The sequence below is a fragment of the Paenibacillus sp. FSL R10-2778 genome, assembly GCF_038593035.1.
Taxonomy (GTDB): domain Bacteria; phylum Bacillota; class Bacilli; order Paenibacillales; family Paenibacillaceae; genus Paenibacillus_AQ; species Paenibacillus_AQ odorifer.
Genome location: NZ_CP151956.1, coordinates 4642224 through 4659824, shown reverse-complemented (window position 1 = coordinate 4659824; position 17601 = coordinate 4642224). Strand labels below are relative to the sequence as shown.

General features: G+C 45.2%; 13 protein-coding genes. All 13 read left to right on the top strand.

The features are described from left to right. Positions 1–521 precede the first annotated feature (521 nt). The 13 genes from NST40_RS21045 (at position 522) to NST40_RS20985 (ending at position 17599) form a co-directional block, all read left to right on the top strand. On the top strand, positions 522–1424 hold the full coding sequence (locus NST40_RS21045) for a winged helix-turn-helix domain-containing protein (RefSeq protein ID WP_076278176.1): 903 nt from the start codon (positions 522–524) through the stop codon (positions 1422–1424). A 234-nt stretch (positions 1425–1658) separates the two neighbouring features. Continuing rightward, positions 1659–3407 carry an ABC transporter substrate-binding protein gene (locus tag NST40_RS21040; RefSeq protein ID WP_076278177.1) on the top strand — a complete coding sequence of 583 codons (1749 nt, stop codon included), beginning with the start codon at positions 1659–1661 and terminating at the stop codon, positions 3405–3407. Between the two features lie 64 nt (positions 3408–3471). After that, the gene (locus tag NST40_RS21035) at positions 3472–4425 is read left to right on the top strand and encodes an ABC transporter permease (protein WP_076130810.1); all 954 of its coding nucleotides are present in this window, start codon (positions 3472–3474) and stop codon (positions 4423–4425) included. Between the two features lie 16 nt (positions 4426–4441). Further along, positions 4442–5365 (top strand): oligopeptide ABC transporter permease, encoded by a 924-nt coding sequence (gene opp4C, locus NST40_RS21030; RefSeq protein WP_036685740.1) that lies wholly within the window; start codon positions 4442–4444, stop codon positions 5363–5365. Between the two features lie 11 nt (positions 5366–5376). After that, positions 5377–6360, top strand: a complete 984-nt coding sequence (locus tag NST40_RS21025) for an ABC transporter ATP-binding protein (protein WP_076130798.1) — start codon at positions 5377–5379, stop codon at positions 6358–6360. Continuing rightward, positions 6353–7318: an oligopeptide/dipeptide ABC transporter ATP-binding protein gene (locus tag NST40_RS21020; RefSeq protein WP_036685744.1), complete on the top strand. Its 966-nt coding sequence runs from the start codon at positions 6353–6355 to the stop codon at positions 7316–7318. Before NST40_RS21025 ends, NST40_RS21020 begins: the two co-directional genes overlap by 8 nt. A 210-nt stretch (positions 7319–7528) precedes the next feature. Then, positions 7529–8137, top strand: a complete 609-nt coding sequence (locus tag NST40_RS21015; protein WP_076130800.1) for a 50S ribosomal protein L25 — start codon at positions 7529–7531, stop codon at positions 8135–8137. A gap of 324 nt (positions 8138–8461) precedes the next feature. After that, positions 8462–10309, top strand: coding sequence for a fibronectin type III domain-containing protein (locus tag NST40_RS21010; protein ID WP_179089376.1), 1848 nt, complete (start codon positions 8462–8464; stop codon positions 10307–10309). 270 nt (positions 10310–10579) lie between these two features. Beyond that, positions 10580–11224 (top strand): YhbD family protein, encoded by a 645-nt coding sequence (locus tag NST40_RS21005; protein WP_076192157.1) that lies wholly within the window; start codon positions 10580–10582, stop codon positions 11222–11224. Positions 11225–11236: 12 nt separating this feature from the next. After that, the gene (locus NST40_RS21000; protein ID WP_342409981.1) at positions 11237–11923 is read left to right on the top strand and encodes a hypothetical protein; all 687 of its coding nucleotides are present in this window, start codon (positions 11237–11239) and stop codon (positions 11921–11923) included. After that, complete coding sequence (locus NST40_RS20995) at positions 11916–12587, top strand: hypothetical protein (protein WP_076220714.1); 672 nt, start codon at positions 11916–11918, stop codon at positions 12585–12587. The genes NST40_RS21000 and NST40_RS20995 overlap by 8 nt, the downstream gene beginning before the upstream one ends. Before the next feature lie 40 nt (positions 12588–12627). Further along, positions 12628–14175: an MDR family MFS transporter gene (locus NST40_RS20990; RefSeq protein ID WP_076278179.1), complete on the top strand. Its 1548-nt coding sequence runs from the start codon at positions 12628–12630 to the stop codon at positions 14173–14175. Between the two features lie 2464 nt (positions 14176–16639). Further along, positions 16640–17599 carry an ABC transporter permease subunit gene (locus NST40_RS20985; protein WP_076130774.1) on the top strand — a complete coding sequence of 320 codons (960 nt, stop codon included), beginning with the start codon at positions 16640–16642 and terminating at the stop codon, positions 17597–17599. The last annotated feature ends 2 nt before the right edge of the window (positions 17600–17601 follow it).

Genomic DNA, 17601 nt, shown 5'->3' with positions numbered 1-17601 from the left:
AGCTTACGGACCCAATAGACGTTATTTGCACAAGGTCAACTGACCGATGGAACAAAATCCTAAACCTCCGTAGAACCTCTCGGACCCAGCAGACGCTATTAGCACATATTTAGCCTTTTGAGTAAAGTTTCGGACCCCAGTGCAGCTATTCCTTTAGAATAGGCGCGAAATAGGCATTTTTAATGCCCATAGCGCCTATGGAGTCCGATCGCACACAAAAAAGGGGATAATACTGCGAATAAGGTCAATTGTGTCCGATAGCGCAGAGTCCTGATCTCCCGCTGAAGCCTGCGGACCCAGCAGACGCCATTAGCACAAGCTCAGTTGTGTCCGATAGCGTCCACGCTAACGGAAATGACAGCTAAACCAGCGTGCAATGCAGAGAATTCGGTGCTGAAATAGCAGCTAATGAATTTTTATGCACTCCCGTTTATAGAGTAGCTTGCGTATTCTCAGGATAATACAATAAGATTAAGAGAATATCTCACTACTGAAAAGAACCGCTAGCAGGAGGAATCATTGTGGAATACAAGGTTGAGGTTGAATTTGGATCGATTTATGAATTGTTGAACAGCTTACATACTTATCTCTGCAAAAAATCCTATAAGAAGATTGATTTAGGGGTAGCGTGGGCTAATGAAATTGAAAGCACGCTCAGTGAAGAGCTGTTATCCCGTCTGAAAGAAACCGAACTAAACAATGAGTGGAAAATGTTGAATCTGCTCATTTACTGTTGTCCATTTAAAGATGATGTAGACAGTGTGTTGAACTGGATTGAAGGGTTATCGGTTGGCGAGTTATACGAGACCTTATCAAAGTATGTAAAGGTATTTCCAAGCCATATGGAGGATTACCGTAACCGCGTAGTATTTTTACTCTCCGAGTGGAACCGCCAGTACTTTAGCCAATGCAATCCTGCGATTTTGAGCAAACTACAGCAGCATGCGGATTCCAAGAACATGGAGCTTAATGGACTGGACACTGCGGATTTCGTGAACAAGACGACCAACGGATTTTACTTCATGCCTACGGATGGGCTTAAGAAGCTCGTACTGATTCCACAGTATCATTTTCAGCCTGCTAATATCATTTATTGCTACGGTGAATTAACGATCTGCCATTATGCGGCGTGGATATCGATGGAGAATGAGGAAATCTCCCCTTTTATGTACAGAGCGATCCGTAGTCTGAGTGAAAAAAGCCGGCTAAAAATCCTCCAAGCCCTTAGTGGTGGCCGTAAAACGTTTACCGAAATTGTTAAGCATGCGGGGATCTCGAAGGGGATTGTGCATGATCATATTTTTAATCTTCGTTGTGCAGGTTTGCTTCATGCCTATATTGAAGGGGAGAATGTCACCGGATACAGTCTGCGTCTCGAAGGTATTCATCGGATGAATGAGCAGCTATTCGAGTATTTGAAATAATGATTTTGAAAAAATATAACCGCCTGAAAGCTAGAACTTCTCTTTTACAGAGAGGGTTTTGGCTTTTTTTATTTGTTTTATTTATCACCCAATTCTGTTTATGGAGAATTTTTTTTAAGTTCTCTCTTTACAGAACTAGAAAACCTTTCTATAATGAAAATCAGATGTTATTCATACTTAACGGGTAGGAATTATAGTTATTATTCTATTCAGAGAGAAAAGGGAGATAGGTACATGAGAAAAAATGCGATTGTAATCACTTCATTACTGCTTACGGGGTCACTGTTACTTTCTGCTTGCGCTAACAACAGTACTAACGAATCCTCATCCGCAAACAATGCGGCTGCAGGCTCCAATTCAACCAATGTGGAAGCAACCACTGCACCAGAGATTGTTCCTGCGGGTGCTCTAAGCGAACCTTTTACTGCCACGGATTTATCCAAACTTCCAGCGGTGGCCCAGAAACGTACAGATACCATTATCGTCGGGCTTACGGACCCAAGCGGAGCGTTCACTCCTTATTTTCAACAAAGTGGTTATGATGGCAATGTCTCTTCACTGCTATACGCTTCTCTCGTAACTGTTGATGACAAAGGCGTTCCAACGCCGGAGCTTGCGGAGAGCTGGGATGTTTCGGATGATCAGCTTACATACACGTTCCACTTGAGAAAAGATTTGAAATTCAGCGACGGTTCACCGTTAACAGCGGATGATGTGGCATTTACATGGACGATCCAATACGACAAATCGTATGACGGTAGCTCCCAGCTTCCATCGTTAAATGTTAAAGGCGGCAAAGCCTATAAGGAAGGTACTTCCCCTACAGTTGAGGGCATTAAAGTAATTGATCCACAGACGATCTCAGCAACCCTTGAGCAACCAAACGCAACAGCGCTGGTACAGCTCGGCTCGAACGTACTGTCGAAAGCTTACTATGGCAAGGACTATAAAATTGGAAATCTTGAATACATTAAAAAGCTGCATGAGAAGCCGCTTGGCGATGGACCTTACAAGCTGGAGAAATTTATTCCAGGTCAAGAAGTTCGTTTTGTAGCGAATGAAAATTATTTCAAAGGTAAACCAAAGACGGAGCATTTCATCTACAAAACTACGGAAGGCGACGTATGGCAGTTCGTAGAAACTGGTGAAGTGGACTACGCTTCCTTTAGTGCGACAGACGAGAATATCGAGAAGCTGAAAGCACTCGGTTTTGTGAATATTATTCCTTACACTCCAAGCACCTATGGTTACTTGCAAGTTAACCTGAAGCATGAGCAGCTCAAGGATAAGCTTGTACGTCAAGCTATTGTGTACGGTTTGGATCGTCAGAGTATTTATGTGGATGCAGCGCAAGGTGCAGGGTCTATTGCCAACATCCCGGCATCGCCGATTTCCTGGTCTTACACTGAGGAAGGTATTAATCCTTACAAATATGATCCGGAAAAAGCAAAACAATTACTCGATGAAGCTGGCTGGACGGTAGGCGCGGGGGGTATCCGTGAAAAAGATGGCAAACCGCTGTCCATCCATTACCTCGGTTCGAAGAGTAAAAACACAGATATTTTCATCGCTGTAGCTAAAGAGAATTTTGAAGCGTTGGGTATCGAATTCCAGCCTGAGGTTTTCGCAGACTTTAACTCACTGGTATCGAAAGTAGAAGGTGGGGACTACGATCTCGTATCCTTCTCCACAAGCATGTTGACTGATCCGTCTGACGGGTTCATGCAATTCTTCGATGGAGAAATCACGGATTATGACAATCCGAAATTCCTGGAGCTGTACAACAAAGCCTTGGCCACTACTGATATTGAGGCGCGCAAAGCGGTATATAAAGAGCTGTATCAGCTTTTCAATGATGAACTGCCTATTATTTTTACAAGTTATAAAAAGACAGTATACGCCTATAACGGACGTATTGAGAATCTATCGGTCAGCCCGTTCATCGGTCTTGCTGGCAGTCTTCCAACTTGGAGCCTGAAATAAATAAACCAGTGTCCCCTGCCCTGACTGGATTCAAGGGCAGGGGACGAATCATAAGGAGTCTGTCATGAGCGCTTATTTATCGAAAAGACTGTTGTACATGGTCATCATCTTATTTGCGGCATCATTATTGATCTTCTGTCTGTATGCTTCAACTCCCGGTGACTTCATAACCGGAAATATTAAATTGACCGCTGAACGCAAAGCTGAGCTGCGTGAAATCTACGGCTTAAACAAGCCTGTGCTTGAACGGTATGGGATCTGGATGAAGAATGCGCTGCATGGTGATTTCGGGTATTCCTTAGCCCAACAAAAGCCTGTGCTGCAGCTTTTTAATGATTATATTTGGAATTCCTTTCTGCTGGCTGCCGTATCTACGTTTCTGACGTGGGTGATTGCGGTCATTATTGGCGTCATCTCTGCCTATAAGCAGTATTCATGGTTCGATACACTCGTGATGATCGCTATATTCGCAGCAATGTCGCTGCCGTCATTTTTTATAGGCTTATTCCTGATCAAAATCCTGGCCGTCGATCTTAAGTGGCTGCCTCCAGGTGGAATAATCACCACGGGTAGTAATGCTACGGGTTTGGCTTACTTTAAGGAGATAGTAACGCACATGACCCTTCCGGTTGTGGTTATGACCCTTCTTGGATTAGGTTCGCTCACCCGTTATTTCCGCAGTAATATGATCGATGTCTTAAAACAGGATTATATCCGTACGGCACGCGCCAAAGGCCTGAAAGAACGCAAGGTGCTCTTTACACACGCCTTACGTAATGCCTTGCTGCCCGCAATTACACTGGTTGGTTTTGAGCTTCCGGCACTATTTGGCGGATCACTTATTATTGAGAAAATATTCAATTGGCCTGGGATTGGCCAACTGTATATGCAGTCCTTCGGACTAAGGGATTATCCTTTGCTGATGGGCTTTACGATGTTTATTGCCATACTTACCGTCATAGGAACGTTGCTTTCGGATGTTTTGTACCGGATTGCCGATCCTAGAGTTCGGCTATAGAGAGGAGGAAGCTGACGTGGCAGTTCAAAGTAATGTAGCTGGGATTGCGAAGCCGCAGACCACCAAAGGAAAATCCTCTTTATTCCGGCAATCCATGCGGAGGTTGCTGAAGAACAAGCTGGCGGTATCCGGATTTGTGGTGGTGATCTTTATGTTTGCGCTTTGTTTTATTGGTCCGCTGTTCTCACCCTATACGGATAACAAAATTAATATGGCCATGATGAACAAGGCACCCAATATGAAGCATTGGCTGGGCACCGATGCACTGGGCAGAGATATTCTGACCCGGGTAATGCAGGCGGGGCGCATTTCACTGACTGTGGGACTAGCATCAATGGTTCTTTCGGTGTTTATCGGTGCTCTTCTGGGGGCTATTGCTGGGTATTACCGCGGTATTGCTGATCAAATCATAATGCGGATTGCGGATCTTCTGTTGACGGTTCCGAGTCTGCCACTGCTCTTTATTTTTGGTGCGTTATTATCGGAGTGGAAGATTCCAACGGATTATCGGATGTATATCGTTATGCTGATGCTTAGTATTGTTAGCTGGCCGGGTATGGCACGTATGGTACGGGGGCAAATGCTTAGTCTGCGTGAACGTGAGTTTATGCAGGCGGCGGTAGTATTAGGCCTCCGTGACCGGCGTAAATTATTTAATCATTTGCTGCCGAATATCGTTCCGTTGCTGATCGTTATGGCTACCCTTAACATCGGTGGTGCTATATTGAGTGAATCGGTTCTTAGCTTTTTTGGACTAGGTGTTATGCCGCCAACTCCAACCTGGGGCAATATGATTGATGCTGCGAATAATATGATCGACTTTCAGGATCGGCCGTGGCTGTGGATTCCACCAGGGTTATCGATTTTTGCGACAGTGATCGCGATCAATATCTTTGGGGACGGACTCCGGGACGTGCTTGATCCTAAACAGAAGAGGTAGGTGACCCTCAGATGAGTGATTTAATGAATATAGACGGTCTAAGTACATACTTCTTCACGGAAGAAGGAAAAGTGAAAGCCGTTGATGATGTAAGCTTCCGTGTTCGCGAGGGAGAGACGGTATGTATCGTTGGAGAATCAGGCTGCGGCAAAAGCGTGACCGCGATGTCCATCATGGGGCTTGTTGAGGAACCCGGGGGCAAGGTAGCCCAAGGGAAAATTGATTTTCAGGGTGAAGATTTGTTGAAAATGGACAAAAACACACTGCGGACCATCCGCGGGAATGAGATCGCGATGATCTTTCAGGAGCCCATGTCCTCCCTTAATCCTGTAATCAAGATCGGTGAGCAAATTATGGAGCCGCTGATTGTACATTTGAAGATGAACAAGAAACAGGCGCGCATCCGGGCGATTGAACTGATTAAGCAGGTAGGCATATCACGACCAGAGCAAATTGCTGATAGTTACCCGCATGAATTAAGTGGAGGTATGCTGCAGCGGATTATGATTGCTATTGCCATTGCCTGCAGTCCAAAGCTATTGATTGCTGATGAACCGACTACGGCGCTGGATGTAACGATTCAAGCGCAAATTCTGGATATGCTGCGTGAAATTAAAGATAGCTCGGGCATGTCCATTCTACTAATCACCCATGATCTTGGCGTAGTGGCAGAGATGGCCGATTATGTGATTGTTATGTATTCCGGAAAGATTGTGGAGGAGGGTGAAGTTGTTGAATTGTTCAACAACCCCAAACATCCCTATACAAAAGGGCTGCTCAAATCGAAGCCGGTAATCAATCAGCGACAGGATGAGCTGTATTCCATACCAGGTCAAGTGCCAAATCCGCTTGAGCTGGTGCCCTCTTGTTATTTTCATGACCGATGTGAGCATTGCATGCCTGTATGTGTCAGCCAGCAGCCCCAGCTTAAAGAGGTGGCCAGCAGACAAAAGGTAGCTTGCTGGTTGTATGAGGAGGCGGTTGTTCATGCCTGAAGCACTACTTGAGGTCAATCATTTAAAGAAATATTTCCCTGTTACTAAGGGGCTGCTTAACCGAACCGTTGGGCATGTAAAGGCTGTTGACGATATTAGCATCACACTTCAACCTGGGGAGACGTTTGGGCTTGTAGGGGAATCTGGGAGCGGCAAAAGTACAGTCGGACGGACGATTTTACGGCTAACGGATAAAACGGCAGGTGAGATCAAGTTCAAAGGGATAGACATTCACTCCCTGTCGCCCGCTGAATTGCGCAATATTAGACCCCAAATGCAGTTGATCTTCCAAGATCCTTATAGCTCACTTAACCCACGGGTTCGTATAGGTGATGCCATTGGTGAAGCTTTACTGGATCATGGTTTATGCTCAAGGTCCGAGGTGCGAGATCTGGTGCTTGAAGCGCTAGCGGCTTGCGGGTTATCTTCTTATCATATTGATCGCTTTCCGCATGAATTCTCCGGGGGGCAGCGGCAGCGGATCGGGATCGCCCGTGCGCTTGTTTTGAATCCTGAGCTGATCATTGCAGACGAACCAGTTTCAGCACTGGATGTTTCCATCCAAGCACAGATTATTAATTTATTCAGTAAGCTCCAGCAGAGTCGAGGGTTAACGTATTTGTTTATCTCCCATGACTTGAGTGTTGTGGAGCATTTGTGTTCAAGAATCGGTGTCATGTACCTGGGCTCTATGATGGAGACGGCTTCAAGAGATGAACTGTTTAAGAATCCGCTCCACCCGTATACCAAAGCGCTGCTGTCGGCTGTTCCGATTCCTATTCCAAAGCTGAAAAGGGAAAGAATTGTACTTAAGGGAGATATTCCGAGTCCGGTAAACCCGCCTTCTGGCTGTAAATTCCATACCCGTTGTCCCTTTGCGCAAGAGGTTTGCAGATCTGAAATCCCGGTATTTCGTGATGTTGGCAGTAACCATTTTGTAGCTTGTCATTTAGTTTAATAGTTGTCACAAATATAGCAATGATTTACTCCTAAGACATGAATAATTAATGTTGAATTGTATAATAATACAATTTGACCTTATTTTTGCCTGGGCTCAAAAGTCGTGAGAGGTTTCAAAGCCAGGTCAATGGGGTAATTAGAGAGTGGTTAGGTTAGGCGTACATATCTAATCGGTCTAGTATAAAATCCCTACTTAGGAGGAATCATCGTGAATACAACAGTACGTTTGACAGAAAGATCCGGCTCGACTTCTTCACAGCGCAGAAAAGGCTTTGTACCGGTAGTCGTGTACGGTGCAGGTTCAGATAGCCAGTCCTTTACAGCGGATGCTAAGACAATTTCAGGTATTTTAGCCAGCAACCCACGGGCTGTTCTTACTTTGGAATTGCCAGACTCGGGCAAAAAGAACGTGGTTATTCAAGAAATCCAACGTCAGCCAATTTCCAAACAACTGCTGCACATTGATTTTCAGCAGATTGATATGAAGGCCAAATTGGATACAAAAGTAGCGTTCCACTTTACAGGTGAACCGGTAGGTGTGAAGAGCGGCGGCGTGCAACAAATCGAATTGCATGAGCTGGATATTCGCACACTTCCAGATAAAATAGCTGCATCCTTTGAAGTGGATATCAGTGGACTAGATATTGGTGATCAATTGCTGGTATCTGATTTGCCGAAGCATGAAGGCTGGGAAGTATTGACGCCTGAGGACACATTGATTGTCCGTATTTCACCTCCAGCAGCGCAAGAGCCAACAGAAGAAGATACTGCTGAACCCGCTGTAGCTGAAACTGCTGGCGAAGATAAAGCAGAATAGTATAGAGATAAATAGTAAAGAGCAGATAGAATCCTTGTAAAGGAGCTGTCTGCTCTTTTTGTTTTGTCTTCATAAATATGAATTCATAAAAATGATGCTGGTCTTTCGTATGATTTCTCAAATGGAAATTTTGGTTGTTTCGCCTCATTTAGTTAAAAATTTACATAAAATCGTTGACGAACGGGTTTCTAAGCCTGAAAATGAGGACAATTACCATGGTAAAATATTCAAAAGTCCCTGTTGTTGCTGTTTGAAAACGCTTTAGTTTTTATGCTTCAAAGAACTCTTATTGCCTAGTTCATCATGATTAAGAGGAGGAAAGTTATGAAGATGAGGAAGCTGTTTTCGATCTTAATGACAAGTTTGCTGGTGCTTGGGGTAGCTCTACCCTTTGGTGGAAAAGCGAATGCAGATGCTGCAAGTGACGCTTCAAATCGTGCTTTAATCTGGCTGAAGGCCCAGCAGGATGCAACAGCGGGGTATGCTTTTGAGGGACTGGTAGATAGCTTTGAAGATTTCTGGGGACCAAACAACCCCAAACAGATTGTATACACATATGATCAAGCGGTTGCAGCTATCGCCTTTATTGTAAAGGGTGAACGGACGCGGGCAGAGCAGGTTTTGAACAAAATGCGGGACATTCAAGACCCATCAGGCTTCTGGCTGAATTCTTATTGGTATAACAACGGCTTCGGAGAAGAAATCCGTAAACATGTGGGACCCGTTGTATGGATGGCAATGGCTGCTATGGCTTATGAGAAGCAATATAATGATTCACGGTATCGTCCAATGGCGCTCAAAGCACTAGATTGGAGTTTACAGTATAAAAAGGCTAATGGCAGTATTGCAGGGGGATGGAGTGGTTGGAGTAATTCCGATGAGCCTTGGAGCTCAACCGAGCACAATATCGATATTTACCGGGTATTGCAGTATTATGCTTCGGTGGATTCCTCAAAGGCAGCCACTTATAACAGTGCGGCTTCTGGAGTCAAAACCTTCCTGGATAATTATGTGTGGGATGACACAGTCAAACGTTTCAAGGGGGGCTGGAAAAACGATACAAATCTGATCGACCCCAAAATACCTTTAGACGTGAATCCTTGGGGAGTATTAGCTTTAGGCGTATCCGGAACACATAACTACGGCGCAAGCTTAACCTATGTGGAAAATGCCTCCGGCACCCCGGGAACACTTGCGAATCCGCGTTACAAGCAGACGCTTACTTACAATGATGCTGGGAATACGCTCACCGGATATGATTTTGACTGGACAGATGAAGTATTGCCAGCGTATGACGATAACGGAAATCAAATTGGCAATACGGGTGCTGACGTATGGTTTGAAGGAAGCGCATTCATGTCGCTCGCTTATTATCTGCAAGGCAATGCCTCAAAGGCAGACGCTATTAATACAGAGATTATTAAAAAACAAGGCACAAGCGGTGCTTCGCTTGGGGGTATTCCCTACTCGCTGAAAGGGTCCAGCAACAGTTATTGGGTGATGGCGCAGCAAAACTGTGTTTCCAGCACAGGTTGGTTAATAATGTCCCTGCACCGGTTTAATCCATTCACAGGTCAATATTTGACGGGTGGTGGTAATACTGGGGATACAACCGCGCCAACCGCTCCCGCTAATCTAACGGTAACCAGTAAGACGGATACAGGAGTTAGCTTAAGCTGGTCCGCTTCTACCGATAATGTTGGCGTTACAGGTTATATTGTTTATCGTGGAACACAGCAGGTGTCCACTGTGGGGGGAACTACAGCTACTGTTAGTGGACTTACTCCAAGCACAGCCTATACGTTTACAGTAAAAGCTACAGATGCAGCAGGTAATTTATCCTCCGCTAGTAATACCGCAACAGTTACTACTAATCCCACTGGAGGCAGCGGAGGCGGTGATCATGTGACGGCTGACTTTACAGCAGGGGTAACGAGACTTTCTGCTACAGAGGCGAGTATCTATATTACACCTGTAACCAGTGCCCTTTATGTAGATGTGCATTACAAGATTAACGGGGGTTCCCAGCTTAATTACAGGATGACTAATAACTCAGGAACATGGAAGCAGACGGTGAGTGGATTAAGCGCTGGCAGCAGTATTGAGTACTGGTTCACTTACGAAAAATCCGGCCCGCAATATGATTCAGCACATTATACTTTTGTTCAGTAAGATTAGCAGATCGTAAAAATCATTCTAAGAGAAGGCTGTTCCATGCTGCTATTTATAGCGGCGGGGGCAGTCTTTTGTTGTGGAAAAAATAGTGAATGACCGTTAAATCCTTCTCAAGACGGAGGTCTGCTCTTAAGGTATGCTTTAAAATCTTTGGGGGAGACGTTAGGACACGATGGTTACTAGCGTAGGTAGGTATGAGGGGAGTTTAATTTATTGGTTTTACAACGTAACAGTGTTATGTTACGATGGCTTCAAGGAGTGATAAGCATGGAAGAGGATTTGATCTCAAAGAAGCAGCTATTGGATTTAACCGGTATATCTTATGGGCAATTGTACCGCTGGAAGCGGAAGCAGTTGATTCCAGAGGAATGGTTTATCCGTAAATCTACGTTTACTGGACAGGAGACTTTTTTTCCAAAAGACATGATTTTGTCCCGTATCGATAATATTGTGAATATGAAAGATGGACTTTCTTTGGATGAAATGGCTGATAAGCTATCAGATAAAGCTTCTTTTGACAGAGTAAGTGTATCTGCTGCGGAAATTATAGAACGTAACATTGTTTCGTCGATGACGCTGGGGAAATTTGGAGAGAGGCTCGGTGTCAAGAATGGATATAGCTTCGATCAACTCACTTATTTATTGGCTGTAGATCGCCTGCTTAGTGCAGGGGAGATGAGTATGGAGGAAGCAGAGCTGCTGTTTCGAACCTTAATGGATAAAGCCTCCAATCTTGAGAGTGGCAGCTGGGAGTTATTTTTTATCCGCAAAATGGGGGTGTCATCCTTTATTCTGGCTCAGGCACCAGCAGAGTTATGGTTCGATGAAGGGGTAAAGCTGGTCAGTAAAATACTCAGTGCTGATGTTATAGAACAATTGAAAGGTAAGCTTGCTTTTAAGCTTGTTGAATAGGGGGTTAGTGTAATGGACAAACGAGAGCTGCCGGATCTGATTATAAACGGAGTCAGCGGGGGGGCAGGAGGTACTTATAACAGCGTGCGAATCGATGGTGTAGGCAAATTAACGGGACCCATCGTGACGCGAATTTTTAAAGGAAACGGGCATATGAATTTGAAGAATGATCTCTCGGCGGAAGAAGCGGAATGCAATGGAACGATGAAAGTGCTGGGCCATTTGCGTTTTAACTCCCTAAAAGTGGACGGAATGATTACTGTCGGGGAGAGCATTCGGGGAGAAAGCTGCACACTTCATGGAATGCTGAATATCAAGGGTGATTGTGAGCTTGAGGATTTTGCGGGGGAAGGAAGCTTTAGTGTCGGAGGTTTACTTAGTGCAGGACATGTAGACTTCAAACTGCAAGGGCAGGGAAAGGCGCATGAAATTGGTGTGGAGAGTCTACTGATCCGGCAAACGAATAGTGGAGTCTGGAGCAAAATGTTAAGTGGAATCATCCCTAAATTAAGATCGGAGCTGCGGGCTCGGACTATTGAAGGAGATTTTATTGATTTGGAATATACAACGGCTGATGTTATCAGGGGCAATATTGTGATTGTAGGTCCAGGCTGTACTGTTGAGCGGATAGAGTATCGTGATCAGATCACAGTACATCCTGAAGCAAAGGTTGGAAAGGTGGAGAAGATCGGTGACTGAAGAAACAATTCGGAGTAATTTGAAAATAATGGGCACAACGACCTCAGCGGGAGGCTTTTTTCGGGATATTAAGGTTACTGGGGAAGGTCATTTTGCAGGGGATGTAGATTGTGAGAAGTTGAGCCTGACTGGAAATGCAAGGGTAGATGGAAACCTGCTAATGACCAAAATGAAAATAACCGGTGAGATGACACTTATGGGTAATCTTGAAGGGGATTCCTTGCGGGGTCAGGGGGAAATTAAAGCAGCCTCCGTAAAAATCGACGATATTCATCTTAACGGTAATTTGGAGGTTAATGGTGATTGTGAAGGTGAACATCTGCGTATTTCGGGCGCTCTCAATGTGGCAGGACTGCTAAGTGCGGAGCAACTGGAGATCAATTTATATGGTCTAAGTATAGCGAAAGAGGTTGGAGGCAGTGCTTTAACGATCAAAAAAAGCAAGACCGGAAAATTCCTGCATTTGATGAAGCAGAATCCTAAAGTGCTTTTTGAGGCTGGGCTCATTGAAGGCGATACGATAGAGCTGAATAATACAAAAGCAAATATTGTCAGAGGAGATCGGGTAATCATCGGTGTGGACTGTGAGATTGATACTGTGGAATACCGTAGTGCTTTGGAGATTCACAAGAATGCAATAGTGAGGCATCAAGTAAAGCTGTAACACATAGTTATAGATCTTTTGACAATGGGGAGTGGAATAAATGAGTGCTGCCAAAGCGCCCAATCTGGGCATTGTAATCGCAGGTCTGCTGTTAGGAATACTGATGGCCTCCATGGACAGCACCATCGTTGCTACAGCAATGGGCAATATTGTTGGAGAACTAGGCGGTATGGACAAATTTGTCTGGGTAACATCAGCTTATCTCGTAGCTGAGATGGCGGGGATGCCTATCTTTGGCAAGCTGTCTGATATGTATGGGCGTAAAAAGTTTTTTGTTTTTGGGATTATTGTATTTATGGCGGGTTCAGCGCTTTGCGGGACGGCAGATACGATTACTCAGCTGGCTGCTTATCGGGCGATTCAGGGAATTGGAGGCGGTGCGCTAGTGCCGATTGCTTTTGCCATAATGTTCGACGCCGTACCGCTGGAGACACGGGGCAAGCTGGGCGGTGCATTTGGTGCGGTATTTGGATTATCGAGTATTTTTGGTCCATTGCTAGGCGCGTATATCACCGATCATATTGCTTGGCAGTGGATATTTTATATTAACTTACCGCTTGGACTGTTGGCTTTTGTGATGGTCGTTTTCTTTTATAAAGAGTCACATGAGCATTCCAAACAACCTATTGATTGGCTGGGTGCGGGCACACTGCTGGGCTCTGTCATCTGCTTAATGTTTGCGTTGGAGCTGGGTGGAAAAGAGTACGCTTGGGGCTCATCGATGATCCTCGGCTTATTTGCAGCTTTTGCTATATTGGCGGCAGTGTTCCTTTTTGTAGAGACGAGAGCGAAAGAGCCGATCATTTCCTTTGCGTTATTCAAAAAAAGACTGTACGCCGTCAGCATTCTGTGCGCGCTATTTAGTGGTGCTGCATTTATCGTGGCTTCCGTATATATCCCGATCTTTATCCAAGGTGTATTAGGGGGTTCGGCTACCAATTCAGGACTTGTCCTGCTGCCGATGATGGTAGGCTCAGTAATTACCGCCACAACGGGAGGATTCCTGATGGCAAAAACCAGTTACCGCAATCTGCTGATTCCTACGTTTGTACTTTTGGTGATCGGCACAGGGCTGGTAGCAACGCTTACTCCGGAAGCTTCACGTCTCTTGGTTACCTTGTATATGATTTTAATCGGATTAGGCATTGGCGCTTCCTTCTCTGTGTTAAGCACAGCAGCTATTCATGGTCTGACTGCGCAGCAACGCGGCTCTGCCAGCGCAACACTGAATTTCATTCGTTCGCTTGGCATGACCATCGGAATAACCACATTTGGCATTATTCAAAGCCATTATTTCTCGGGCAGTCTAACTAAGTTGCTCACAGCAAATGGAGGAGGAGCTGCTTCTGCGGGGGCTGCTGGGGTTATGGATTTTAAAGATCCGCATTCTCTGCTGTCGCCTGAGACTAGAGCACTGATTCCACCGGAAATTTTGAGCAAAATTACGGAGGGACTTTCCTCTTCCATTGCGAACACCTTCGCTTGGGCGGTTATTCCTGCTGCGTTAGCTTTGCTGGCCTCCTTTTTTATGGGGCGCCAGAAAATGGATGCCTCCGCGGAGGGGAAAGTTCAGACGCCTGGGCATTAGGCTGTGGCGAAAGGCGCGGGCATTCGAATGAAGAGCGGAATGTAGTGCGCATTATGCGGAATGCAGTGAATTGGTTGTAAACAAACTAGGGTTGTAAAGTGATGGAGCAGCTTCTCATTTGAGAGGCTGCTTTTTTATGTGTGGTTGGGAGTACAAATGAGCATGAACCCTCGAAGTAAAGGAGCTGAGTTCGAAGGTTGAGTAAATGCGATGAATTCTGGAAATAAGAGCATCTGAGTCCGATAGCAGGAGGGAATGCGATGGATTCAAGAATGAGTCCGCTAGCAGGAGGGAATGAGATGAATTTCCGAGAGAAGTGTGCCTAAGAATGATGCATGGAGTGTTGCGGACTGTATAGTCGCTATTGCTGATTTTTGAGCTACTTTGCCGTAGTTTCGGACTGTATAGCTCTTATCGGCATGAATTTGCTCATATTTGGACTATATTTGTGTGGATAGCTGCACCTGAGTCCGATAGCACGAGAAAATGTGTTGAAACCCGGAAATAAGCGCACCTGGGTCCGACAGTATGAGGAAATGCGATGTATTCTCGATAGAAGTGTGCCTAAGAATGATGGGTGGAGTGTTGCGGACCGTATAGTCGCTATTGCTGATTTTTGAGCTACTTTGCCGTAGTTTCGGACTGTATAGCTCTTATCGGCATTCATATGCTCGTATTTGGGCTATATTTGTGTGAATAGCTGCGCCTGAGTCCGATAGCACGAGGAAATGTGTTGAAACCCGGAAATAAGCGCACCTGGGTCCGACAGTATGAGGAAATGCGATGTATTCTCGATAGAAGTGTGCCTAAGAATGATGGGTGGAGTGTTGCGGACCGTATAGTCGCTATTGCTGATTTTTGAGCTACTTTGCCGTAGTTTCGGACTGTATAGCTCTTATCGGCATTCATATGCTCGTATTTGGGCTATATTTGTGTGAATAGCTGCGCCTGAGTCCGATAGCACGAGGAAATGTGTTGAAACCCGGAAATAAGCGCACCTGGGTCCGACAGTATGAGGAAATGCGATGTATTCTCGATAGAAGTGTGCCTAAGAATGATGGGTGGAGTGTTGCGGACCGTATAGTCGCTATTGCTGATTTTTGAGCTACTTTGCCGTAGTTTCGGACTGTATAGCTCTTATCGGCATGAATTTGCTCATATTTGGACTATATTTGTGTGGATAGCTGCACCTGAGTCCGATAGCACGAGAAAATGTGTTGAAACGCGGAAATAAGTGCACCTGGGTCCGACAGCATGAGGGAATGTGATGAATCCAAGAATGAGTCAGACAGTATGAGGGAATGCGATGTATTCTCGATAGAAGCGTGCCTGATTTCGCTGCATGAAGTGTGTTGGGGACCGTATAGTCGCTATTGCTGATTGTTGAGCTGCTTTGCCATAATTACGGACTGTATAGCTCTTATCGGCATGAATTTGCTCATATTTGGACTATATTTGAGTGAATAGCTGCCCCTGAGTCCGATAGCACGAGGAAAAGCGATGAATTCCGGAAATAAGTGCATCTGGGTCCGATAGCGTGAGCAAATGTGATGGATCCAAGAATGGGTCCGACAGCATGAGCAAATGCGATGAATCCAAGAATGAGTCAGACAGTATGAGGGAATGCGATGAATTCTCGAGAGAAGAGTGCCTGATTTCGCTGCATGAAGTGTGTTGCGGACCGTAGAGTCGCTATTGGTGATTTTTGAGTTACTTTGCCGTAGTTTCGGACTGTATAGCTCTTATTGGCATGCAAATGCTCGTATTTGGACTATATTTGAGTGAATAGCTGCACCTGAGTCCGATAGCACGAGAAAATGTGTTGAATTCCGGAAATAAGTGCAACTGAGTCCGACAGCGTGAGCAAATGTGATGGATACGTGATAGTAGGGTGCCCAAGTATGATGGATGGAGTGTTGCGGACCGTAGAGTCGCTATTGCTGATTTTTGAGCTACTTAGCCGTAGTTTCGGACTGTATAGCTCTTATCGGCATGCATATGCTCTTATTTGGACTATATTTGAGTGAATAGCTGCACCTGAGTCCGATAGCACGAGGAAAAGCGCTGAATTCCGGAAATAAGTGCATCTGGGTCCGATGCCAAAACTATGAAGTGTGAAAAACCATAGCGGACGAAGAGGACATAGCGCACCATAGTTGATGTAGTGAACGAGGAGAGTCTAGTTGCCCATAGCTCCCAAGCGCTCCTTAGGAAACCATCTCTTTCAGCGGCAGGATGACGGGAATTTCCGTCATCCTGCCGCTTTTTATAAGCCAAAAGGCATGTAGGCTCTCCATCACTAGACCCACAGCGATTAGGTAGAAAATGGTCGAAATATATGCGAATTTGGTTCACAAGCATCAGACGGTTCTCCAGTGAGGCCGTTCTGTGTTCTATCTCGTCATACGTAAAGGTTCTGATACTATGAAAACGTAATCAAAATCTGGGTATAGGAGATTCCGACATGGGGGTACCTTCTGGTGAATTACTTCCCAGCGTCGATCCGGTTCATCGATCCCGCTGGAAGATGAAGAACAAACATAAGTTGTTCTTCATGGCTTTTCCGTTTCTTGTTGTCACCTTTATTTTCTATTATCTGCCGATCAGCGGATGGATTTATGCATTTTATGATTTCATTCCCGGAATACCGTTGTCTGACACGCCATATGTCGGGTTGAAATGGTTCAAGACGATTGTATCCAATCCAACACAGACCGCAGAGGTTGTGCGCGTGCTGAAGAACACTCTTGCCATGAGTTCACTAGGACTAATTACCTCAATATTTCCAGTGATCTTTGCGATTTTTCTGACCGAGATTAAGTCAGGCTGGTATCGCAAGATGGTGCAGACGCTAACCACGATTCCGAACTTTATCAGCTGGATTCTGGTATATGCATTGGCCTTCTCGTTGTTTTCCGTTGATAACGGGGTCATCACACACATTTTAGTGCAGCTTGGAATCGTTGATGAGGGTTATAACTTTTTAGCCTCCAGCTCAAATATTTGGGTCACGATGATCATTTGGTATTGGTGGAAATCGTTAGGCTGGGGTGCCATTCTCTATCTTGCTGCAATCGCAGGCATTGATCAGGAGTTGTATGAAGCCGTAGAGGTGGATGGTGCAAGCCGGTTCCGTAAAATCTGGCATATTACCATTCCGGGTCTTATCCCAACCTTCTTTGTCCTACTGCTGCTCTCCATAGGTAACCTGGTCAATAACGGGATGGAGCAGTACTTTGCCTTTCAAAATGCGATGAATAAAGATTCCATAGAAGTGCTGGATCTTTATGTATACAATATTGCGTTCGCTAACAACTTTCCGTTTGCCACAGCTGTCAGTATGCTGAAGTCGGTTGTCAGTGTAATTCTACTGTTCGCGGCAAACACATTATCCAAGATGGTGCGTGACGAATCTATCATTTAAGG

What these genes read in the sequence shown, in the direction of transcription:
- NST40_RS21035 (WP_076130810.1), top strand. Translation starts at nt 3,472, where the DNA reads ATGAGCGCTTATTTATCGAAAAGACTGTTGTACATGGTCATCATCTTA.
- NST40_RS21010 (WP_179089376.1), top strand. Translation starts at nt 8,462, where the DNA reads ATGAAGATGAGGAAGCTGTTTTCGATCTTAATGACAAGTTTGCTGGTG.
- NST40_RS21040 (WP_076278177.1), top strand. Translation starts at nt 1,659, where the DNA reads ATGAGAAAAAATGCGATTGTAATCACTTCATTACTGCTTACGGGGTCA.
- NST40_RS21025 (WP_076130798.1), top strand. Translation starts at nt 5,377, where the DNA reads ATGAGTGATTTAATGAATATAGACGGTCTAAGTACATACTTCTTCACG.
- NST40_RS21005 (WP_076192157.1), top strand. Translation starts at nt 10,580, where the DNA reads ATGGAAGAGGATTTGATCTCAAAGAAGCAGCTATTGGATTTAACCGGT.
- NST40_RS20985 (WP_076130774.1), top strand. Translation starts at nt 16,640, where the DNA reads ATGGGGGTACCTTCTGGTGAATTACTTCCCAGCGTCGATCCGGTTCAT.
- NST40_RS21000 (WP_342409981.1), top strand. Translation starts at nt 11,237, where the DNA reads ATGGACAAACGAGAGCTGCCGGATCTGATTATAAACGGAGTCAGCGGG.
- NST40_RS21020 (WP_036685744.1), top strand. Translation starts at nt 6,353, where the DNA reads ATGCCTGAAGCACTACTTGAGGTCAATCATTTAAAGAAATATTTCCCT.
- NST40_RS20990 (WP_076278179.1), top strand. Translation starts at nt 12,628, where the DNA reads ATGAGTGCTGCCAAAGCGCCCAATCTGGGCATTGTAATCGCAGGTCTG.